Origin of the sequence: Neotabrizicola sp. VNH66 (assembly GCF_049445895.1) — a bacterium.
Lineage (GTDB): Bacteria > Pseudomonadota > Alphaproteobacteria > Rhodobacterales > Rhodobacteraceae > Pseudogemmobacter.
In genome coordinates this window covers 33,820-52,659 of record NZ_JBMSDW010000020.1, presented here as the reverse complement: position 1 = coordinate 52,659, position 18,840 = coordinate 33,820, and the positions used below count along the sequence as shown (strand labels likewise).

Below are 18,840 nucleotides of genomic sequence, written 5' to 3'. Positions count from 1 at the left end.
GCATGTCTGACCCGCCCCGCCAAAAGAGGGCGCGCCGACAGGGAGACCGCCATGTCCGCACCCGGAGAGAACCTCCGCATCAATTCCGCCCGCCTGTGGGACAGCCTGATGGAGATGGCGAAGATCGGCCCCGGCATCGCCGGCGGCAACAACCGCCAGACCCTGACCGATGCCGACAGCGCCGGCCGCCACCTGTTCCAGGACTGGTGCACCGCAGCGGGCATGACCATGGGCGTCGATACGATGGGCACCATGTTCGCCACCCGTCCGGGCACCGATCCGGACGCCCTGCCGGTCTATCTGGGCAGCCATCTGGACACCCAGCCGACGGGGGGCAAATACGACGGCGTCCTGGGCGTTCTGGGCGCGCTGGAGGTGGTGCGGACGCTGAACGACCTTGGCATCCAGACCCGGCACCCGCTGGTGGTGACCAACTGGGCCAATGAGGAGGGCGCGCGGTTCGCGCCCGCCATGCTGGCCTCCGGCGTGTTCGCCGGGGTCCATACGCAGGACTACGCCTATGGCCGCCGCGATCTGGACGGCAAGACCTATGGCGAGGAACTGGCCCGCATCGGCTGGATCGGGGACGAGACAGTGGGCGCGCGGAAGATGCACGCCTATTTCGAACTTCACATCGAACAGGGCCCGATCCTTGAGGCGCAGGGCAAGGACATCGGCGTGGTGACGCATTGTCAGGGCCTGTGGTGGCTGGAATTCACCCTGACCGGGCGCGAGGCGCATACCGGATCCACCCCGATGGCCATGCGCGTGAACGCGGGTCTGGCCATGGCCCGCATCTTCGAAATGGTGCAGGCCGTGGCGATGGAGAATCAGCCCGATGCCGTGGGCGGCGTCGGTCAGGTAAAATTCGCGCCGAACTCGCGCAACGTGCTGCCGGGCACAGTGGTCTTTACCGTCGATATCCGCACCGTCGATCAGGCCAAGCTGGACCGGATGCGCGCGAAGATCGAGGCAGAGGCGGCGACGATCTGCGCCGCGCTTGGCGTGGGCTGCGCGGTCGAGGCTGTGGGCCATTTCGACCCGGTGACCTTTACCCCGGAACTGGTGGACCGGGTGCGGGCAGCGGCCGACCGGCTGGGCTACAGCCATATGAACGTGGTCTCCGGCGCCGGACACGACGCCTGCTGGGCTGCCCGTGTGGCGCCCACGACGATGATTTTCTGCCCCTGCGTCGGCGGGCTGAGCCACAATGAGGCCGAGGAGATCAGTCCCGAATGGGCCGCGGCCGGGACGGATGTGTTGCTGCATGCGGTGCTGGAAACCGCTGGCGTGGCGTCCTGAGGCGGCCGCCGGGGGCTTCGCGCCCCCGGACCCCCGCGGGATATTTGTGAACAGATGAATGGGGCAGGGGCGGCCTGCCGGGGAGAGCGAGATGAGCACAGTCATCAAGAACGGCACCATCGTCACCGCCGATCTGACCTATAAATCGGACGTGCTGATCGAGGATGGCCAGATCATCGCCATCGGCCATGGGCTGACGGGGGACAAGGTGCTGGATGCCACCGGCTGCTATGTCATGCCGGGCGGGATCGACCCGCATACGCACTTGGAAATGCCCTTCATGGGCACCTATTCGGCGGATGATTTCGACAGCGGCACCCGCGCGGCGCTGGCGGGGGGCACCACGATGGTGGTGGATTTCGCGCTGCCCGCCCCGGGGCAGAGCCTTCTGGACGCGCTGAAGATCTGGGACAACAAGACCGCGCGGGCGCATTGCGATTACAGCTTCCACATGGCGGTGACATGGTGGGGCGAGCAGGTCTTTGACGAGATGAAGACCGTGACGGAGCGCGGCATCAACACCTTCAAGCATTTCATGGCCTACAAGGGCGCATTGATGGTGAATGATGACGAGATGTTCGCCAGCTTCCGCCGCTGTGCCGAACTGGGGGCGATCCCGCTGGTTCATGCCGAAAACGGCGATCTGGTGGCCGAGATGTCGGCCAAGCTCTTGGCCGAGGGCAATACCGGGCCCGAGGCGCATGCCTATTCCCGCCCCTCTCAGGTGGAGGGGGAGGCGACGAACCGCGCGATCATGATCGCCGATATGGCGGGCGTGCCGCTCTATGTCGTCCACACCTCCTGCGAGGAGGCGCATGAGGCCATTCGGCGCGCGAAGATGAACGGCAAGCGGGTCTGGGGTGAGCCGCTGATCCAGCACCTGACGCTGGACGAGAGCGAATATGCCAACCCCGATTGGGACCATGCCGCCCGCCGGGTGATGAGCCCGCCCTTCCGCGACAAGAAGCATCAGGATTCCCTGTGGGCGGGGCTCGCCTCAGGCACTTTGTCCTGCGTGGCGACCGACCATTGCGCCTTTACCACCGCGCAAAAGCGCACGGGTCTGGGCGATTTCACCAAGATCCCGAACGGGACGGGGGGCCTTGAGGACCGGCTGCCGATGCTCTGGACCTATGGCGTCAACACCGGTCGGATCACCATGAACGAATTCGTGGCCGTCACCTCGAGCAATATCGCCAAGATCATGAACTGCTATCCGAAGAAAGGGGCGGTTCTGGTGGGGGCGGATGCGGACCTTGTGGTCTGGGACCCGGAGAAGGAGAAGACCATCACTGCGGGCAACCAGCAATCCGCGATTGATTACAACGTGTTCGAGGGCAAGAAAGTGAAGGGCCTGCCGCGCTATGTCCTGTCGCGCGGCCATGTCGCCGTGACCGACGGCACCCTGACCAGCGCGGAAGGCCACGGCAAATTTGTCGCCCGCGACCCGAACGGCGCGGTGAACAAGGCGCTGTCGACCTGGAAGGCGCTGACCAACCCGCGCCCGATCGCGCGCGAGGGCATTCCGGTCAGCGGCGTCTGAGGGTCAGGGAAGGCTGAGGGTCAGGGAACCAGATGCTCCAGCTCGGGCAAGAGAACCACGCTTTCCTGTTCGTGCGGATCGGTCCGCGCGATCACGGCGGTGCAGGGGCCTGGGCCGGGGTTGAAGGGCAGATGCGGCATGTCGGCGGGAATGTAGATCAGATCGCCGGCCTCGGCCTCCATGCGGTTCTCCAGCCGCTCGCCCCAATACATCACGCTGCGACCTTCGGTCTGAAAGATCGCGGTTTCATGGGTGGCGTGTTTATGCGCCTTCGCCCGGCCGCCGGACGGGATGGTCAGAAGGTGCATGCAGATCGCGCGGGAGCCCACCGTCTCGGCGGCGATCCCGGCATCATAGGTAAAGCCCTGCTTGCCGGTGTAGCGGTCAGCGGGGCGGATTTTGCGGCATTCGGCCATCACGGGTCCTTTCAGCGGGGGCAGGGAGTGCCCGCCCCCGAGCTTGCCGCGGCCGGGGCTTTGAGGGAAGATCAGTCGTTGCTGTCTTCTTCGTCCTCGTCGCTTTCGTCTTCGTCTTCGTCGCTGTCCTCTTCCTCCTCCTCGTCTCCGAAGTCTTCTTCATCCGGGCCCTCGGTCGCTGCGGGGCCATGGGTGAAGCTGACAAAGCGGGCCGACAGGTCGAACCAGTCACAGGCCAGATCTTCGGCTGTGGGGGCAAAGGCGGTGGTCATCATCGCAAAGCTCCGTGAAAGAGGGGACGGTCGGGCACAGCATGGGGCCGGCGCGCAACCGGGGCATGAACCAAAGGCGGCAGCGGCATGACAGCCGGACGACAGCCGCAAAGGCAGAGGGAATGAAAGACACGTTGAACATCGCGCCCGCGGTGATTGCGGCACAGGGGCTGGATCTGGTGTTCCAGACCGCCGACGGGCCGGTTCATGCGCTGAAGGACGTGAACCTGACCATCGACAAGGGTGATTTCGTCAGCTTCATCGGGCCTTCGGGCTGCGGCAAGACCACCTTTCTGCGCTGCATCGCCGCACTGGAACATCCGACCGGCGGCAGCCTGACAGTGAACGGCATGACCCCGGACGAGGCGCGGAAGAAACGCGCCTATGGCTATGTGTTTCAGGCGGCAGGCCTTTATCCGTGGCGCACCATTGCGGGCAACATCCGCCTGCCGCTGGAGATCATGGGGTTTTCCCGGGCCGAGCAGGAAGAGCGGATCGCCCGCGTGCTGGATCTGGTTGAACTGTCGGGCTTCGGCAAGAAATTCCCGTGGCAGCTGTCGGGCGGCATGCAGCAGCGCGCCAGCATCGCGCGCGCTTTGGCCTTCGATGCCGACATATTGCTGATGGACGAACCCTTCGGGGCGCTGGATGAAATCGTCCGCGACCGGCTGAACGAGGAGCTTCTGAAGCTCTGGGACCGGACGGGCAAGACCATCGGCTTTGTCACCCATTCCATCCCCGAGGCGGTCTATCTGTCCACCAAGATCGTGGTGATGAGCCCGCGGCCCGGCCGGATCACCGATGTGATCGAAAGCCCGCTGCCGCGCGAACGGCCGCTGGACATTCGCGACAGCCGCGAATTCATCGAAATCTCCCATCGGGTGCGCGAAGGGCTGCGGGCGGGGCATCTGGATGATTAGGGCGGCGCTGGTCTTGTCTCTTGCGGCTCTTGCGGGGCCGGTCGCTGCGGAAACCTATTCCGAGGCGTATGGCTTGGGCAGGGCCGAGCCGTACCCCGAGGCGGAGGGCGACCTGCGCGACGGCATCCGGCTGATGGCCATTCTGCAGGACCGTAAGCACAACCGCATGCCGGTCGTCACATCCAAACAGCCGGTCTATGTGCAGCTTTATGTGCAGACGCCCGCGGTTTCGGCACCGGCGACGCTGAAGCTGCTCTGCGAATATGTCTTCGTCGACGCCATCGAAGAGAAGACCTGGCTGAAAGACGGTGCCGCCTGCGCCGATGAGCTTGTGGCCACCGGCGGCGGTTGGGCCGCTTTGGGCAAGCCCTTCAAATTCTATCCCGAGGCGAAAGACCCCTCCGGCACGTCGGCGGTGAACATTGCGGTGCGGGAGGTTTCGACGGACAGCTATCTGGAGCTGAGCCCGACCTTTGACTGGCAGGGAGGGCTGATGCCGTGCTGCAACTGATGATCGGACCGAAGGAGAGCCGCGGATGACCGGCCCCGATTCCGACCGGCCCGACTGGCTGCCCCGCGCGTGGAAGGTGCGGGCGGTGATGCTGAGCGTGGTGCTGGGCCTCCTGACGCTGGTGCTCTGGTCCCGGCTGGCCGAGACGGGCGGCGCATGGGCGCGTGCGCTGCCGCTGATCTTTGTTGTGGGTCTGGGCGTGGTGCTTTGGGCCGATTGGGTCTGGCTGACCCGCAACCACCACCGTGTGAACGAATGGGGCCTGTCCAAGGGCAAGGACGCAAGGAAGAAGAAGAAATGATGCGGCTTGCGCTGAATGCGGGCGTGACTGCCGCGGCTGCGCCCGCCCGGGCGGTTCAGGTCCTGAGGGTGCGGGCACCCGGCCAGGACGGAGGCCGCGGATGAGGGCGCTTCTTCCCATCCTGACGGTCGTCGCCGCCATCATCGTCCTGTGGTATGGCGCTGCGGTGGCTCTGAACCGGCAATGGGTGCTGGATCAGGCCGCCCGCGCCGGGACCGAACCGCCGGCCTTCAGCCAGCTGGTGGCCGAGACCATGGCGCAGGAGCGCCCGGTTCTTCCCGCGCCGCATCAGGTGGCGGCAGAGCTGTGGAAGGGTCTGTTCGGACAGGCCGTCACCTCGAAACGCAGCCTTGTCTATCATGGCTGGATCACGCTTTCGGCCACGCTCTTGGGCTTTGCCATCGGCACGGGGCTGGGCATCCTCTTGGCCGTGGGCATCGTCTACAACCGGGTGATGGACCTGTCGGTGATGCCTTGGGCGATTGCCAGCCAGACCATTCCCATTCTGGCCATCGCGCCCATGTTCATCGTGGTGATGAATTCCATGGGCGTGCAGGGGCTGGTGCCCAAGGCGGTGATCTCGGCCTATCTGTCGTTCTTCCCGGTGGTCGTCGGCATGGTGAAGGGGCTGCGCGCGCCGGATGCCATGCAGCTGGATCTGCTGCGGACCTATAATGCGGGGGGTGCCGCGGTGTTCTGGAAGCTGCGGCTGCCGGCCTCGATGCCCTATCTCTTCGCCTCGCTGAAGGTGGGGGCGGCGGCGGCGCTGGTCGGTGCCATCGTAGGTGAGCTGCCCACGGGTGCGGTCGCGGGCTTGGGTGCGCGGCTGCTGTCCGGCAGCTATTACGGCCAGACCATCCAGATCTGGGCGGCGCTGTTCGGGGCGGCCATCGTGGCGGCGGCGCTGGTCGCTGTCATCGGCGGGGTGGAGCGGGTGACGCTGAAACGCATGGGGCTGGCACGATGAGCGGGGTGCTGTCTCCGGGCTGGCTGGCGGCATTCGTCCTTATCGCCGCGGGCTGGGCCTTTGACCCGCGGCTGGGGCTGGTGCTTTCCCTGTGGCTGGGCGCATGGGGTATCAATGCCGGGCTGGCGCAGGGCGGGCGGGTGGCGCGCGCGCTGGTGCCTGCGGTCTTCGGGCTGACCCTGCTGGTCTTGTGGGAGGTGATCGTCCGGGTCTTCGCCGTCTCTCCCGTCATCCTGCCCGCGCCGACGGCCATTGCCGCGCGGATCGGTGCCAGCCTGCCCACGCTCTGGGCCGATTTCGTGCAGACCGGGCTGAAGGGGGCGCTGTCGGGCTATGTCATCGGCTGCACCGCGGCGGTGGCGGCGGCCGTGGTGGTGGACCGCTTCCCCTTCCTTCAGCGCGGCCTTCTGCCGGTGGGGAACTTCGTCGCCGCGCTGCCCATTGTCGGAATCGCGCCGATCATGGTCATGTGGTTCGGCTTTGACTGGCAGTCCAAGGCGGCGGTCGTCGTGGTCATGGTGTTCTTCCCGGTGCTGGTGAACATGGTGGCCGGGCTGAAGGCGACCGACCGGATGCAGCGCGACCAGATGGCCACGTGGTCGGCCAGCCACTGGCAGGCTTTGTGGAAGCTGCGCTTTCCGGCGGCCATGCCATTTCTGTTCAACGGGCTGAAGATCGCCACCACGCTGGCGCTGATCGGCGCGATCGTGGCCGAGTTTTTCGGCAGCCCCATCGTGGGCATGGGTTTCCGCATCAACGCCTCGATCGGGCAGCTTGCGCTGGACATGATCTGGGCCGAGATTGCGGTGGCCGCACTGGCGGGATCGGCCTTCTATGGGCTGGTCGCGCTGATCGAAAAGCGGGTGACGTTCTGGCACCCCTCGCAACGACGGTAACAGGAACCGCAGGAACGGTTCCGCAACAGGAGAGGACGCAATGAAGAAGCTTTTGACGAGCGCATTTCTGGCCGGGCTGATGGCAACGGGGGCACAGGCCGAAGACGTGACGCTGCAGCTGAAATGGGTCACCCAGGCCCAGTTCGCGGGCTATTTCGTCGCCAAGGACAAGGGGTTCTACGAGGAGGAGGGGCTGAACGTCACCATCCTTCCGGGCGGGCCGGATGTGGCACCGACGCAGGTGATTGCGGGCGGCGGCGCGGATGTCGTGGTGGACTGGATGCCCTCGGCCCTGGCCGCGCGCGAAAAGGGGCTGGCGCTGGTCAACATCGCGCAGCCGTTCAAATCCTCGGGCATGCAGCTGACCTGCCTGAAGGAATCCGGCGTGGCCACCCCGGCGGATTTCAAGGGCAAGACCCTTGGCGTCTGGTTCGGCGGCAATGAATATCCGTTCCTGAACTGGATGGCCAAGCTGGGCTACAAGACTGATGGCAGCCCCGAAGGCGTGACCGTGCTGAAGCAAGGCTTCAACGTCGATCCGCTGCTGCAGAAGCAGGCGGCCTGTATCTCGACCATGACCTACAACGAATATTGGCAGGTCATCGATGCGGGCATCACGCCCGAGCAGCTGGTGAACTTCAACTACACCACCGAAGGCGTGGCCACGCTGGAAGACGGGCTTTACGTCATGGAGGACAAGCTGGCCGATCCGGCCTTCGTCGAAACCATGGCCAAGTTCGTCCGCGCCTCGATGAAAGGCTGGAAATACGCTGAGCAGAACCCGGACGAAGCGGCGATGATCGTGCTGGAAAACGATGAGACCGGCGCCCAGACCGAAGCCCACCAGAAGCGCATGATGGGCGAGGTGGCGAAGCTGACCGCCGGTTCGGACGGCACGCTGGACCCGGCCGATTACGATTCGACCGTGGCGGCGCTGATGTCGGGCGGTTCGGATGCGGTGATCACCAAGGCGCCGGAAGGGGCCTGGACCCATGCGGTGACCGATCTGGCCCTGAAGTAAGCTTCGGCAGAATGATGCAGGGGGGCGCGGCCGGTGACGGCGGCGCCCTTTCGCTTTTCCGGCTTTGTCAAAATCGGGCGACGCTGTAAACTTTGCGGCATGACAACGGGATACCGCCCATGCCCACGGCCCTGATCGGTGCGCGACTGCGCGAGAGGCGGCTGGCCGCGGGCCTGCGGCAGGCCGAGGTGGCCGCCGCGGCGGGGATTTCGGCCAGTTATCTCAACCTGATCGAACACAACCGCCGCAATGTCACACCCGAGGTGCTGGAGCGGCTGGCCATGGCCTTGGACACCGGGGTGGAGACGCTGGCCGGGGCCTCGCCCGGGGCGCTGGTCGAGGATCTGCGCGCGGCGGCGGCGGCCCTGCCCGAAAGCCGGGCCGAGGTGGAGCGGATCGAGGATTTCGCCGCGCGCTATCCGGGTTGGGCCGCGCTGGTGGCCGGGCTGCACGGCCGGGCGGCGGGGCTGGAACGCGCGGTCGAGGTACTGAATGACCGGCTGAGCCATGATCCGCACCTGTCTGCAGCGCTGCACGAGCTGTTGTCGGCTATGTCTGGCGTCCGCGCCACTGCCGCCATTCTGGCCGAGACCGAGGATCTGTCGCCCGACTGGCAGCGACGATTCCATGCGAATCTTTATCAGGACAGCGAACGGCTGGCTTTGGGGGCCGAGGCGCTGGTCGGTTATCTGGACCGTTCGGAGGCGACGCCCGATACGGTGAACCTTTCACCGCAGGAGCAGGTGGAGGCCTGGCTGGCCGCGCGGGACTGGCATCTGCCCGAACCCGGAAGTGCCGCGGCCGATGCACTGGACGCGGAAGTCGCCGCGCTGCCCTCGGATGCGGCGCGCAGTCTGGGCCGGACCCTTGTGGCCGAATTGCAGGCCGAGGCGGCGGCCCTGCCGCTGGCGCCGGTGCGTGCCGCGCTGGAAAGCCTTGGCCCCGATCCGGCGGCGCTGGCGCGGCAGTTCGGCACCGGCGTGCTGGCGGCGATGCGGCGGATCGCGCTTTTGCCGGGGGCGGAGGCGGGGCTTGTGCTGTGCGACGCCTCGGGGACGCTTCTGTTCCGCAAGCCCGCGCCCGGCTTTGCCCTGCCGCGGTTCGGGGCGGCCTGTCCGCTCTGGCCCTTGTTCTCGGCACTGGCGCGGCCGGGTCTGCCGGTCATGGCCACGGTGGAGGCCGCCAGCGGCGGGGCCTTGTTCCGCACGCTGGCGCATTGCGAAACGCGGCTGCCCTTCGGCTTTGCCGGCCCGGACCTGCGGACGGCGGCCATGCTGATCCTGCCCGCGACCCAGACCGCGGCACCGGCTGTGCCGGTCGGGTCGACCTGCCGGATCTGTCCGCGCGGCCCCTGTCCGGCCCGGAGGGAGCCGTCGATCCTTGCGCTGGCCTGAACCGGGATCGTCACGCAATCCGTCACGGGATTTTGACAGCGGCCCCGAAATCGGCCGATACTGCACCCCCGGGCGCACCGCCGGTTCCGGGCCTTGGGAGGAGCGGCGGAAGAGGTGCAGGATGACGCGGCGCGTGCTGTTGATCGAGGATGAGGCGAATATCGCCGAGGCGATCATGTTCATCCTGTCGCGCGACGGATGGCAGGTCACCCATCTGGCCGAAGGGCGCGGAGCCGCCGATACCGCGCGGCGGACCGGGCCGGATCTGGTGATCCTGGACCATATGCTGCCCGGTCTGTCGGGGATCGAGGTTCTGCAGGCCCTGCGCGGCGATCCGGCCACGCGGGAGGTGCCCGTCCTCATGCTGACGGCCAAGGGTCTGCCGCGCGACCGTGAGGCGGCGGAACGTGCGGGCGTCAGCCTGTTCATGACCAAGCCCTTTTCCAATGCCGAGATGCTGGCCGCCGTCCGCAGCCTTGCGGTTGCGGAATGAAGCTGCGCCGCAAGGGCCCGCTGTTTCTGGCGCCCTCGCCCTATCGTCGCAGGCGGCTGCGCGATGCGGTGCGGATTCTGCCGGTGGTGGCGCTGTTCCTGATGATCCTGCCGATTCTGTGGTCCCCCGCAGGGCAGGGCGACCGGCGGCTGTCGGGGGATGTGATCTATTTCTTCCTGATCTGGCTTCTGCTGATTCTGGCGGCGGCGGCGCTGGCGCGCGGTCTGATGCGCCCGCCCCGGCCCGGGGAAGAGGACGAGGATTAGGGCCGTGACCTTCAACCTCCTCGTTCTGGCCTGCCTTGGCTATGTGATCTTTCTCTTTGCCATCGCCTTCGTGATGGAGCGGCGGGCGCAGTCCGGGCGCATCGGCTGGCTGCGGTCGCCGCTGGTCTATACGCTGTCGCTGTCGATCTACTGCACGGCCTGGACGTTTTACGGCGCTGTGGGCTATGCGGCGCGGTCCGGGCTGGAGTTTCTGACGATCTATCTTGGCCCCACGGCCATGTTCATCGGCTGGTGGTGGGTGCTGCGCAAGCTGGTCAGGATCGGGCAGACACACCGGCTGACCTCGATCGCGGACCTGATCTCCTCGCGCTTCGGCAAGTCCAACATGCTGGGCGTGCTGGTGACGCTGATGGCGGTGGTCGCCTCGACCCCCTATATCGCGCTGCAACTGCAATCGGTTGTGCTGGCCTTTGGTGTCTTTGCGGCCAGCGGTCCCGGCCAGACGGAGACGCTGGCCCCCGGCGGCATTGCCATCTGGGTGGCGGGGGGGCTGGCGCTCTTCACCATCCTCTTCGGCACCCGCAATCTGGATGCGCGCGAACAGCACCACGGCATCGTCATCGCCATCGCGGTCGAGGCGGTGGTCAAGCTGGTGGCGCTGGTGGCCGTGGGCATCTTCGTGGTCTGGGGTCTTGCCGGCGGCCCGGCCGAGATCATTGCCCGGATCGACGCCTCTGCGGTGCAAGGCTGGCAGATGCAGCCGGGCCGCTGGTCCGCGCTTTTGTTCCTCTCGGCGGTTGCGGTGATCTGCCTGCCGCGGATGTTTCAGGTTCTGGTGGTGGAAAGCACCGACGACCAGCAGCTGGCCCGGGCCAGCTGGGCCTTTCCGGCCTATATGATGGGGATGAGCCTGTTCATCGTGCCGATTGCGGTGATGGGGCTGGACCGCCTGCCCGCGGGGGCCAATCCCGACATGTTCGTCCTGACGCTTCCCTTGGCCGAGGGGCAGGGCGGTCTGGCGATGCTGGCCTTTCTGGGCGGTTTCTCCTCGGCCACGTCAATGGTTATCGTCGAGGCGATTGCGCTGGCGACCATGGTGTCGAACCATATCGTCATTCCGCTTTGGCTGCGGCTGCGGGCCTCGGGCGCGATTTCGGGTGATGTGCGGGCTCTGGTCCTGAATGCGCGGCGGCTGTCCATCATCATCGTGCTGGCGCTTGGCTATGGCTATTACCGCATTTCCGGCGGGTCCGAGGCGCTGGCCGCCATCGGCCTGATCTCTTTCGTCGGCGTGGCACAGTTCCTGCCCGCCATGCTGGGCGGCATCTTCTGGCGTGGCGCCACCCGGGTGGGCGCGGCGGCGGGGTTGACGACGGGGGGGCTGGTCTGGGTTTACACCCTGTTCCTGCCCTCCTTCGGGCCGGATGCCGTGTTGTCCTCGGCGCTTTTGACTGAGGGGCCATGGGGCATCGGCTGGCTGCGGCCCGGGGCCCTGTTCGGGACCGAAGGCATGGACCCGCTGGTCCATGCCCTTGTCTGGTCGATGGTGCTGAATGCGGCCGCCTTCTTTGCCGGATCGGTGCTGACCTTCCCGCTGCCGTTGGAGCGGTTGCAGGGCGTGGCCTTCGTCAATGTCTTCGACAATCCGGTCGGCCCGCAGCGCTGGTCCCGCGGCGTGGTGGAGGCCGAGGATCTGCTGAGCATGGCGCAGACCATTCTGGGCGAAGAGCAGGCGCAGGCCCTGTTCGAGCAGGCCGCCCGGGCGCAGGGCAAAAGCAGCTCGCTCATGCCCGATGCAACGCCCGCCTTTCTGGCCAGTCTTGAGGAAACGCTGGCCGGCTCCATCGGGGCGGCCACCGCGCATGCGATGATCTCGAAGCTGGTCGGGCGCGAGACGGTGACGGTGGACGATCTGATGACGCTGGCCCGGGAAAGCCAGCAGATGATCGAATATTCCGCCCAGCTGGAACACCAGCGGTCGGAACTGTCGCGCACGGCCACCGCGCTGCGCGAGGCGAATGACAAGCTGAGGCTTCTTTCGGTGCAGAAGGATGCTTTTCTGTCCCAGATCAGCCATGAGCTGCGCACGCCGATGACCTCGATCCGGGCGTTTTCGGAAATGCTGGCCGAGGGCGATCTGCCCGCCGCACAGGTGGCGCGCAGCGGCCGGATCATCCGCGACGAATCCGTCCGTCTGACGCGCTTGCTGGACGATCTGCTGGATCTGTCGGTCTTGGAAAGCGGCAAGGTGCAGCTGACGCTTGGGCTTGTCAGCCTGCGCGAGGTGGTGGACCGCGCGCTGACCGCCTCGGAACAGGTCAAGCCGGAGCGGGAGGTGACGCTGATCCGCGATCCGCTGGCCGAAAGCATCTTTCTGCGCACCGATGCGGACCGGCTGACGCAGGTGCTGATCAACCTGTTCTCCAACGCCCGGAAGTACTGCGATGCCGCTGCGCCCGAACTGCGGCTGACCGTGCGGACCCGTGCGGGCCGGGTGCGGATCGACGTGGCCGACAACGGCAGCGGCATCCCGAAATCCGCACAAGCGGTGATTTTTGAGAAATTCTCGCGCCTGCCCGGCGAATCGCGGGCGCAGGGCGCGGGCCTTGGTCTGGCGATCTGCCGCGAGATCGTGGCCAATCTGGGCGGCACGCTGGATTATCTGCCGGGGCAAAAGGGCGCCGTCTTCCGCATCGTCCTGCCGCTGCGTCTGGAAGAGCCTGCCGCAGGTCCGCCCCGCCGCAGTGACCGTCGCCGCAGTGCAGGATAAAGGCGCGCCTTAACGCTTTGATTACCCGCAGAAGCCTATGCTGGTCCGGTCAGGAAACGGCGGGCGGGGACGGCGGCATGAACGGAATCCTGCGGCGCAAGATGGCGCGTGGCGGCCCGGGGCCCGTCGCTGGTGCTTCCGGTGCGGATCAGCTTTGGCGGCTGTCCTTTGCCCGGGCGGCCCGGGCGTCATCGGGGCTGGTGGTGGATATGGGCGCGCAGAATCTGGCGCGCAGGTCTTTGGCAGAGGTGCTGGAACTGGTGCCCGACCGGGCGCTGATCGCGCTGCTGGACGGGCCGGAGGGGCGGCATGGCGTCCTGGCGCTGTCGGCGGAGCTCATGGCGGGGCTGATCGAATCGCAGACCATCGGCCGGGTGCTGCCTGCGCCGCCGCCGCCGCGGCGCCCCACCCGCACGGATGCCGCCATGGTCATGGACGGCATCGACCGCGCGCTGTCGGGGATGGAGGGGGAGGGGCCGCCCGCCGACGGGCTGCGCTGGCCCGCGGGCTATCGCTATGCGTCTTTTGTCGAGGATCCGCGCCCGCTTGGCCTTTTGCTGGACGATCTGCCCTATCTCGTCGCCCAGACCGTGGTGGGCTTTGGTGAGGGCGGCCGCAGTGGCCAGCTGGTTCTGGCACTGCCAGAAGGCGACCGTGTGGCCACGCCTGCAGCTGCGGCCCGCGGGCCCGATCCTGCCGCCGAATTTGCCCGCATGCTGTCTGACACGGTGGGAGAGGCGGATTGCACGCTGGAGGCTGTGCTGGCCCGCACCGTGCTGCCCTTGCAGGCCGTGCTCGCCCTGGCGCCCGGTCAGATGCTGCCGCTGACCAGTGCGGCGCTGGACCGGATCGTGCTGGAGGGGATGGATGGCCGCCCGGTCGCCCGCGCGCGCCTTGGTCAGGCCCGCGGCCTGCGGGCGCTGCGCCTGACCGGAGAGGCCGCCGCTGCCGCCGAACGGATCAGTCCGGCAACCGCCCCGGCCGAGACCGGGACCGATGCCCCGCCGCGCAAGGCGCTGCGCGCCGCAGGCTAAGGGCGGTGCGACTGGTGCCGCGCCGCCCGGCGCCTCAGCCGCGGGCGGCCAGCGCTTCGATCTGCGGGCGCAGGTGTTCCAGCTGATAGCCGAAACGCGCGGGAATCCCGATCAGCTCATCCGCCGGACGGTGGCCCGCCTGGCTCAGCGCCCAGACCACGGAAGAGCGGTTGCCACTGGCGCAATAGGCCAGCACCGGCCCCGGGGCGGCTGCGATCGCTTCGCCCTGAGCGGTGACATTGGCCATGGTCAGCGCGCCGCCCACGATCGGATTGACGACGAAACCCAGCCCGAGCGCCTCGGCCGCGGCCCGCATCGTCTCGATATGCAGTTCGGGCGGATTTTCCGCATCGGGGCGGTTGGCGATGACGGTGGTATAGCCGGCCGCCTTGATGGCGGGCAGATCCCCGGGGGTGATCTGGGGCGAGACGGCGTAACCTTCGGTCAGCGGGCGGATGTCCATGGCGCGCTCCTTTCGGGAAGTCGGTTCGCGCCGACCTTATCGGCCCGGGCGCGCGGGCGGAAGGCGGCTTGACCTGCGTCAAGGCAGAACCTGTGCGGATCGGCCACAAGCCGCGGCGAAGGAGACCGCCGATGACCGACCGCATTCCCGTTGCCCGCCGCGAGGCCGCGCTTTTGGCGCGCCGGGCCGAGCTGCAAGCCCGCATCACCGCCGTCGAGGCCGAGCTGGACAGCCACACCAACCCTGATTGGGAGGAGCTGGCCACCGAGCGCGAGACGGATGAGGTGCTGGAGGCCGAGGGTCTGGCGGCGCAGGCCGAACTGCGCGCGATCGAGGCGGCACTGGGGCGGATCCTGTCCGGCGATTACGGTTTCTGCACCCGCTGCGGCGGTGAAATCGCCGCCGGGCGGCTGGACACGCTGCCCGCCACCCCGTTCTGCAACCATTGCGCCGCCTGAAGGGAGACCTCGCCATGACCCGCACGACCCCGCCGCCTCTTCACTCCGTGCCGCCCGCGATTGCGGCACAGAAGGCAGCGATGGAGCTGCTGCTGACCGAAGTTCAGGCGCTTTGCGCGCTGATGCAGGGGCGATTGCCGTCCTTCGCTCCGCCGCCGGATGCGGTGGTGGAGGACGATCCCTTTGACAACCTGCCGGTCTGATCCCGCAAGGGCTTGCCAAACCACGGGTTTGCCCTGTTAGACTGGCCCGGGCAGCGCCCGCGCGCAGACGGGGGACAGATGACGGCAGAGGTCAAGGCGGAACATGCGGGTCCGGAAGGTGCGGTCCTTGTGCTGCATCTGGTGCATCCGCCCGCCAATGCGCTGACCGCCGCTGTGCGTGCCGCGCTGATGGCAGCGCTGGCCTCCGCCCCGCCGGCACGGGGGGTGGTGATCGCCGCCGAAGGGCGGCAGTTCGCGGCCGCGGCTTCGATCGACCTGCCGCCGGGCGATGCGGAGCTGCATCCTACATTGGCCGAGCTTTGCGCCGCGCTGGATGCCGCGCCGGTGCCGGTGGTGGCGGCACTGCGGGGGATTGCACTGGGGCCGGGGGCAGAGCTGGCGCTGGCGGCCCATGGCCGGGTGGCGGCGGCCGACCTGCGGTTTTCCCTGCCCGAGGTGGTTCTGGGTTTGCCGCCGTCTTCGGGCGCCACGCAACGTCTGCCACGGCTGGTGGGCGCGACCGAGGCGCTGGACATCCTGTTGCGCGCGCCGCGGCTTTCGGCCGAGCAGGCCTTGGCCATCGGGCTGGTGGATCAGGTGGTCGAGGGCGATCCCTTGCCCGCAGCGGTGGAGCTGGCGCTGGCTCTGGGCGGGCCGCGCCCGGCCTCCCTCCGGACCGAGGGGCTTTCGGATGTGCCGGGCTTTGCCGCGGCGGTGGCACAGGCCCGGGCCGAGGCGCGTCGCAGTCCGCTGCCCGCTCCCGCGCGGATCGTCGATTGCGTCGAGGCGGCGCTGTATCTGCCGTTTGCGAACGGGCTGGCGCTGGAGGCGGTCAGCCATGATGACCTGTCGCAGGGGCCGGAGGCAAGGGGCCTGATCGCGGCGGCCCGGTCGGAACGGCGCGCGGCCGTCCTGCCCGAGCCGGTGCAGCGCGCGCAGGGCCGGGTGGTGTCGCATCTGGGGCTGTCGGGGGCCGGTCCGGTGCAGGCGGCGCTGGCGCTGATGGCTCTGGGGCAGGGGCTGCGGGTCAGCTGGACCGATGCCGATCCGGCGCGGATGGCCGCGGCACTGTCCTGGCTGACGGCCCGGATGGAGGATGAAGTGCGTGCCGGGCGGATGACGGCGCTGCAGCGCGATGCCGACCGGGCGCGTCTGGCGGTGGTGCCGGGGGCGCAGGCGCTGTCCGGGGCGGGGCTGGTGGTGCATGGCGCGGCGGATGCGGGCTTTGCCGCGCTGCTACGGGCCATGCCGCAGGTGCCGCAGCTGGTTGCGGGCGGGGCCGAGGGGGCGATGGGGCTGGTGCTGGCGCCGAATGGCCGCGTGGCCGAGCTTGCGCTGCCCGAAACCGCGCGGCCCGACCAGATTGCAACGGCGGTGGCCATGTTGCGGCTGCTGGGGGCGGCGCCGGTGCTGACCGGCCGGATGCCGCTGATCGGGCGCCGGATGGCGGGCGCGGGCAAAGCGGCGCTGACGCGGCTGGCCGAATCCGGCGTGCCGCGCCGGGTGATGGCCGCCGCGATGGAACGGTTCGGCGATGCCCTGCCCGAGCTGCCGGACACTGCGGCCAGCCTGCGGGAAATGTCCCCGGACGAGGTGACGAAACGCTGGCTGGCGGCACTGGCGAATGAGGGGTTGCGGCTGCTGGATGCGCGGGTGGCGCGGCGTCCGGCGGATATCGACTATCTGATGGTGCAGGGCCACGGTTTCCCGCGCCGCCGCGGCGGGCCGATGTTTCAGGCGGCTGACCGCGGGCCGATGGTCCTGCGCGTGGACATGCGCCGCTGGGCCGAAGAGGATGATTTCTGGGCGCCGCATCCGCTGATGGACCGGCTTTTTGCCCATGGGCGGCGGCTGTCCGATCTGGACGCCGGCTGATCAGCCAAGCGCGATCCCGGCCACCACCATCATCAGCCCAAGCGCCGAGACGCCAAGCGCGCCCATGTTGATGGCGATGATCTTCTGCAGCTCGCCCCGCATCGCCTCATCCGGCAGGCCCGCACGGCGCAGACGGAAGGCACGGGTCACGCAATAGACCAGCCCGGCCACTCCCAGAAGCGAGATCAGCGCCCCGGCCCAGATCAGAATGTCCATCGCGGCTGTCCCCTTCGCGGATTTCTGCCCCGTGGCTAGCCCCATCCGGCCCGGCCTGCAACCCGGGACTTGAAAGGGCGGGGTGCGCGGGGCTATCTGGCGGCCGAGGCAACGACAGCACAAAGGGCAAGGCGCGCATGGCGGATGCAGGCGACAGCTACGGGATCGCGGCGGATGAGCTGCGGCAGTTCATCGAACGGTTCGAGCAACTGGAATCGGAAAAGAAAGACATCGCCGAACAGCAGAAAGAGCTGATGGCCGAGGCGAAGGGCCGCGGCTATGACACCAAGGTGATGAAGAAGATCGTGGCCCTGCGCAAGCAGAAGCCCGACGATATCGCCGAGGAAGAGGCGGTGCTGGAGATGTACAAGTCCGCCCTCGGGATGGGCTGATCTCATCTGGCGCGGTCAGCGGCCGCGCCAGATCCAGCCGCCGCCCAGGATGCGGCTGCTTTCGGGGGCATAGAAGACGCAGGCCTGCCCGGGGCTGACCCCGTCCTCGGGTGCGATCAGCTCCACCTCGGCCTCGGTGTCCGACATCGGGCGGATCACCGCCTCGCGCGGGGCGCGGGTAGAGCGGACCTTGGCCAGCACATGCCATTCGGGCTGCGACGACAGCGGTGCATCGCCCAGCCAGTTGATTTCCCGCACCGGGATGATGCGGGTGGACAATGCCTCTTTCGGGCCGACGATGACGCGGCGGCTGTCGGCGTCCAGCTTCACCACGTAAAGCGGATCGCCCAAGCCCCCGATGCCAAGGCCCTTGCGCTGGCCGATGGTGTAGTGGATCACGCCGCGATGCGTGCCCAGAACGCGGCCCTCAAGGTCAACGATCTCGCCGGGATCGGCGGCGCCGGGGCGCAGCTTTTCGATCACCGCGGCATAATTGCCGTTCGGGACAAAGCAGATGTCCTGACTGTCGGGCTTGTCGGCCACCGGCAGCCCGTATTTCGCCGCCAGCGCCCGGGTTTCCGCCTTGGACGCCAGATGGCCCAGCGGGAAGCGCAGGTAATCCAGCTGCTCGGCCGTGGTCGAGAACAGGAAATACGACTGGTCGCGCGCAGCATCAGCGGCCTGATGCAGCTCCGGCCCGGTGGTGCCCAGCTTGCGCTGGATGTAATGCCCGGTCGCCATGCAATCGGCGTCCAGATCTTTCGCCGTGGCCAGCAGGTCCTTGAACTTCACCCGTTCGTTGCAGCGGATGCAGGGCACCGGGGTCGCGCCGGCCAGATAGGCATCGGCGAATTCCTCGATCACCGCCTCGCGGAAGGTGTTCTCGTAATCCAGGACGTAATGCGGGAATCCCATGGTTTCCGCCACGCGGCGCGCATCATGGATGTCGCGGCCCGCACAGCAGGCCCCCTTCTTGGCCAGGGCCGCGCCATGATCGTAAAGCTGCAAGGTGACGCCCACGACGTCATAGCCTTCCTCGTGCAGCATCGCCGCCACGACCGAGGAATCCACGCCCCCCGACATGGCCACGACGACGCGCGTCTCGGCCGGGGGCTTGGGGAACCCAAGCGAGTTGAGGGTGAGGTCGCGGGGCATGGGCAGAGTCC

The 18,840-nt window shown here is 67.7% G+C and carries 22 protein-coding genes; 17 read left to right on the top strand and 5 right to left on the bottom strand.

The window, feature by feature from the left end; all coding sequences use genetic code 11:
- Window positions 1-51: 51 nt before the first annotated feature.
- Complete coding sequence (locus ACO2Q5_RS20565) at window positions 52-1,302, top strand: Zn-dependent hydrolase (RefSeq protein ID WP_423294540.1); 1,251 nt, start codon at window positions 52-54, stop codon at window positions 1,300-1,302.
- A gap of 91 nt (window positions 1,303-1,393) precedes the next feature.
- Window positions 1,394-2,845 (top strand): dihydropyrimidinase, encoded by a 1,452-nt coding sequence (hydA, locus tag ACO2Q5_RS20560; RefSeq protein ID WP_423294538.1) that lies wholly within the window; start codon window positions 1,394-1,396, stop codon window positions 2,843-2,845.
- 20 nt (window positions 2,846-2,865) lie between these two features.
- On the opposite strand, the gene ACO2Q5_RS20555 is transcribed toward hydA, so the two are convergent.
- Both ACO2Q5_RS20555 and ACO2Q5_RS20550 read right to left on the bottom strand, forming a co-directional pair.
- Window positions 2,866-3,261: a cupin domain-containing protein gene (locus ACO2Q5_RS20555; protein ID WP_423294536.1), complete on the bottom strand. Its 396-nt coding sequence runs from the start codon at window positions 3,259-3,261 to the stop codon at window positions 2,866-2,868.
- Window positions 3,262-3,332: 71 nt separating this feature from the next.
- A complete protein-coding gene (locus ACO2Q5_RS20550) occupies window positions 3,333-3,536 on the bottom strand; it encodes a hypothetical protein (RefSeq protein ID WP_423294534.1) in 204 nt (67 codons plus the stop codon).
- Between the two features lie 119 nt (window positions 3,537-3,655).
- Between ACO2Q5_RS20550 and ACO2Q5_RS20545 the strand changes: the two genes are divergently transcribed.
- The 11 genes from ACO2Q5_RS20545 to ACO2Q5_RS20495 all read left to right on the top strand — a co-directional run bounded on the left by ACO2Q5_RS20545 (window position 3,656) and on the right by ACO2Q5_RS20495 (window position 14,067).
- Entirely contained in the window at window positions 3,656-4,453 is a 798-nt protein-coding gene (locus tag ACO2Q5_RS20545) for an ABC transporter ATP-binding protein (RefSeq protein WP_423294532.1), read from the top strand.
- A complete protein-coding gene (locus ACO2Q5_RS20540; protein WP_423294530.1) occupies window positions 4,446-4,964 on the top strand; it encodes a hypothetical protein in 519 nt (172 codons plus the stop codon). Before ACO2Q5_RS20545 ends, ACO2Q5_RS20540 begins: the two co-directional genes overlap by 8 nt.
- A gap of 25 nt (window positions 4,965-4,989) precedes the next feature.
- On the top strand, window positions 4,990-5,265 hold the full coding sequence (locus ACO2Q5_RS20535; RefSeq protein ID WP_423294528.1) for a hypothetical protein: 276 nt from the start codon (window positions 4,990-4,992) through the stop codon (window positions 5,263-5,265).
- A 100-nt stretch (window positions 5,266-5,365) separates the two neighbouring features.
- On the top strand, window positions 5,366-6,232 hold the full coding sequence (locus ACO2Q5_RS20530) for an ABC transporter permease (RefSeq protein WP_423294526.1): 867 nt from the start codon (window positions 5,366-5,368) through the stop codon (window positions 6,230-6,232).
- On the top strand, window positions 6,229-7,128 hold the full coding sequence (locus ACO2Q5_RS20525; protein WP_423294524.1) for an ABC transporter permease: 900 nt from the start codon (window positions 6,229-6,231) through the stop codon (window positions 7,126-7,128). The genes ACO2Q5_RS20530 and ACO2Q5_RS20525 overlap by 4 nt, the downstream gene beginning before the upstream one ends.
- Window positions 7,129-7,168: 40 nt before the next feature.
- Window positions 7,169-8,149, top strand: a complete 981-nt coding sequence (locus ACO2Q5_RS20520) for an ABC transporter substrate-binding protein (protein WP_423294522.1) — start codon at window positions 7,169-7,171, stop codon at window positions 8,147-8,149.
- 119 nt (window positions 8,150-8,268) lie between these two features.
- Window positions 8,269-9,543: a helix-turn-helix domain-containing protein gene (locus ACO2Q5_RS20515; protein ID WP_423294520.1), complete on the top strand. Its 1,275-nt coding sequence runs from the start codon at window positions 8,269-8,271 to the stop codon at window positions 9,541-9,543.
- A gap of 121 nt (window positions 9,544-9,664) precedes the next feature.
- Window positions 9,665-10,036, top strand: coding sequence for a response regulator (locus tag ACO2Q5_RS20510; RefSeq protein ID WP_423294518.1), 372 nt, complete (start codon window positions 9,665-9,667; stop codon window positions 10,034-10,036).
- A complete protein-coding gene (locus ACO2Q5_RS20505; protein WP_423294516.1) occupies window positions 10,033-10,302 on the top strand; it encodes a hypothetical protein in 270 nt (89 codons plus the stop codon). The genes ACO2Q5_RS20510 and ACO2Q5_RS20505 overlap by 4 nt, the downstream gene beginning before the upstream one ends.
- A gap of 4 nt (window positions 10,303-10,306) precedes the next feature.
- A complete protein-coding gene (locus tag ACO2Q5_RS20500; RefSeq protein ID WP_423294514.1) occupies window positions 10,307-13,033 on the top strand; it encodes an ATP-binding protein in 2,727 nt (908 codons plus the stop codon).
- 77 nt (window positions 13,034-13,110) lie between these two features.
- Complete coding sequence (locus tag ACO2Q5_RS20495; protein ID WP_423294512.1) at window positions 13,111-14,067, top strand: FliM/FliN family flagellar motor C-terminal domain-containing protein; 957 nt, start codon at window positions 13,111-13,113, stop codon at window positions 14,065-14,067.
- Window positions 14,068-14,101: 34 nt separating this feature from the next.
- On the opposite strand, the gene ACO2Q5_RS20490 is transcribed toward ACO2Q5_RS20495, so the two are convergent.
- Window positions 14,102-14,530, bottom strand: a complete 429-nt coding sequence (locus tag ACO2Q5_RS20490) for a TIGR01244 family sulfur transferase (RefSeq protein WP_423294510.1) — start codon at window positions 14,528-14,530, stop codon at window positions 14,102-14,104.
- A gap of 131 nt (window positions 14,531-14,661) precedes the next feature.
- Here ACO2Q5_RS20490 and ACO2Q5_RS20485 point away from each other — a divergent pair, with 131 nt between their 5' ends.
- The 3 genes from ACO2Q5_RS20485 (at window position 14,662) to ACO2Q5_RS20475 (ending at window position 17,066) form a co-directional block, all read left to right on the top strand.
- Entirely contained in the window at window positions 14,662-14,988 is a 327-nt protein-coding gene (locus ACO2Q5_RS20485; protein ID WP_423294508.1) for a TraR/DksA family transcriptional regulator, read from the top strand.
- A gap of 14 nt (window positions 14,989-15,002) precedes the next feature.
- A complete protein-coding gene (locus ACO2Q5_RS20480; RefSeq protein WP_423294506.1) occupies window positions 15,003-15,191 on the top strand; it encodes a hypothetical protein in 189 nt (62 codons plus the stop codon).
- Between the two features lie 78 nt (window positions 15,192-15,269).
- Window positions 15,270-17,066, top strand: coding sequence for an enoyl-CoA hydratase-related protein (locus ACO2Q5_RS20475; protein WP_423294504.1), 1,797 nt, complete (start codon window positions 15,270-15,272; stop codon window positions 17,064-17,066).
- On the opposite strand, the gene ACO2Q5_RS20470 is transcribed toward ACO2Q5_RS20475, so the two are convergent.
- A complete protein-coding gene (locus ACO2Q5_RS20470) occupies window positions 17,067-17,282 on the bottom strand; it encodes a hypothetical protein (RefSeq protein ID WP_423294502.1) in 216 nt (71 codons plus the stop codon).
- A 137-nt stretch (window positions 17,283-17,419) separates the two neighbouring features.
- Between ACO2Q5_RS20470 and ACO2Q5_RS20465 the strand changes: the two genes are divergently transcribed.
- Window positions 17,420-17,674, top strand: coding sequence for a DUF2312 domain-containing protein (locus ACO2Q5_RS20465; RefSeq protein WP_423294500.1), 255 nt, complete (start codon window positions 17,420-17,422; stop codon window positions 17,672-17,674).
- 15 nt (window positions 17,675-17,689) lie between these two features.
- On the opposite strand, the gene mnmA is transcribed toward ACO2Q5_RS20465, so the two are convergent.
- On the bottom strand, window positions 17,690-18,829 hold the full coding sequence (gene mnmA, locus ACO2Q5_RS20460; RefSeq protein ID WP_423294498.1) for a tRNA 2-thiouridine(34) synthase MnmA: 1,140 nt from the start codon (window positions 18,827-18,829) through the stop codon (window positions 17,690-17,692).
- Window positions 18,830-18,840: the final 11 nt, after the last annotated feature.

What these genes read in the sequence shown, in the direction of transcription:
- ACO2Q5_RS20565 (WP_423294540.1), top strand. Translation starts at nt 52, where the DNA reads ATGTCCGCACCCGGAGAGAACCTCCGCATCAATTCCGCCCGCCTGTGG.
- hydA (WP_423294538.1), top strand. Translation starts at nt 1,394, where the DNA reads ATGAGCACAGTCATCAAGAACGGCACCATCGTCACCGCCGATCTGACC.
- ACO2Q5_RS20555 (WP_423294536.1), bottom strand. Translation starts at nt 3,261, where the DNA reads ATGGCCGAATGCCGCAAAATCCGCCCCGCTGACCGCTACACCGGCAAG.
- ACO2Q5_RS20550 (WP_423294534.1), bottom strand. Translation starts at nt 3,536, where the DNA reads ATGATGACCACCGCCTTTGCCCCCACAGCCGAAGATCTGGCCTGTGAC.
- ACO2Q5_RS20545 (WP_423294532.1), top strand. Translation starts at nt 3,656, where the DNA reads ATGAAAGACACGTTGAACATCGCGCCCGCGGTGATTGCGGCACAGGGG.
- ACO2Q5_RS20540 (WP_423294530.1), top strand. Translation starts at nt 4,446, where the DNA reads ATGATTAGGGCGGCGCTGGTCTTGTCTCTTGCGGCTCTTGCGGGGCCG.
- ACO2Q5_RS20535 (WP_423294528.1), top strand. Translation starts at nt 4,990, where the DNA reads ATGACCGGCCCCGATTCCGACCGGCCCGACTGGCTGCCCCGCGCGTGG.
- ACO2Q5_RS20530 (WP_423294526.1), top strand. Translation starts at nt 5,366, where the DNA reads ATGAGGGCGCTTCTTCCCATCCTGACGGTCGTCGCCGCCATCATCGTC.
- ACO2Q5_RS20525 (WP_423294524.1), top strand. Translation starts at nt 6,229, where the DNA reads ATGAGCGGGGTGCTGTCTCCGGGCTGGCTGGCGGCATTCGTCCTTATC.
- ACO2Q5_RS20520 (WP_423294522.1), top strand. Translation starts at nt 7,169, where the DNA reads ATGAAGAAGCTTTTGACGAGCGCATTTCTGGCCGGGCTGATGGCAACG.
- ACO2Q5_RS20515 (WP_423294520.1), top strand. Translation starts at nt 8,269, where the DNA reads ATGCCCACGGCCCTGATCGGTGCGCGACTGCGCGAGAGGCGGCTGGCC.
- ACO2Q5_RS20510 (WP_423294518.1), top strand. Translation starts at nt 9,665, where the DNA reads ATGACGCGGCGCGTGCTGTTGATCGAGGATGAGGCGAATATCGCCGAG.
- ACO2Q5_RS20505 (WP_423294516.1), top strand. Translation starts at nt 10,033, where the DNA reads ATGAAGCTGCGCCGCAAGGGCCCGCTGTTTCTGGCGCCCTCGCCCTAT.
- ACO2Q5_RS20495 (WP_423294512.1), top strand. Translation starts at nt 13,111, where the DNA reads ATGAACGGAATCCTGCGGCGCAAGATGGCGCGTGGCGGCCCGGGGCCC.
- ACO2Q5_RS20490 (WP_423294510.1), bottom strand. Translation starts at nt 14,530, where the DNA reads ATGGACATCCGCCCGCTGACCGAAGGTTACGCCGTCTCGCCCCAGATC.
- ACO2Q5_RS20485 (WP_423294508.1), top strand. Translation starts at nt 14,662, where the DNA reads ATGACCGACCGCATTCCCGTTGCCCGCCGCGAGGCCGCGCTTTTGGCG.
- ACO2Q5_RS20480 (WP_423294506.1), top strand. Translation starts at nt 15,003, where the DNA reads ATGACCCGCACGACCCCGCCGCCTCTTCACTCCGTGCCGCCCGCGATT.
- ACO2Q5_RS20475 (WP_423294504.1), top strand. Translation starts at nt 15,270, where the DNA reads ATGACGGCAGAGGTCAAGGCGGAACATGCGGGTCCGGAAGGTGCGGTC.
- ACO2Q5_RS20470 (WP_423294502.1), bottom strand. Translation starts at nt 17,282, where the DNA reads ATGGACATTCTGATCTGGGCCGGGGCGCTGATCTCGCTTCTGGGAGTG.
- ACO2Q5_RS20465 (WP_423294500.1), top strand. Translation starts at nt 17,420, where the DNA reads ATGGCGGATGCAGGCGACAGCTACGGGATCGCGGCGGATGAGCTGCGG.
- mnmA (WP_423294498.1), bottom strand. Translation starts at nt 18,829, where the DNA reads ATGCCCCGCGACCTCACCCTCAACTCGCTTGGGTTCCCCAAGCCCCCG.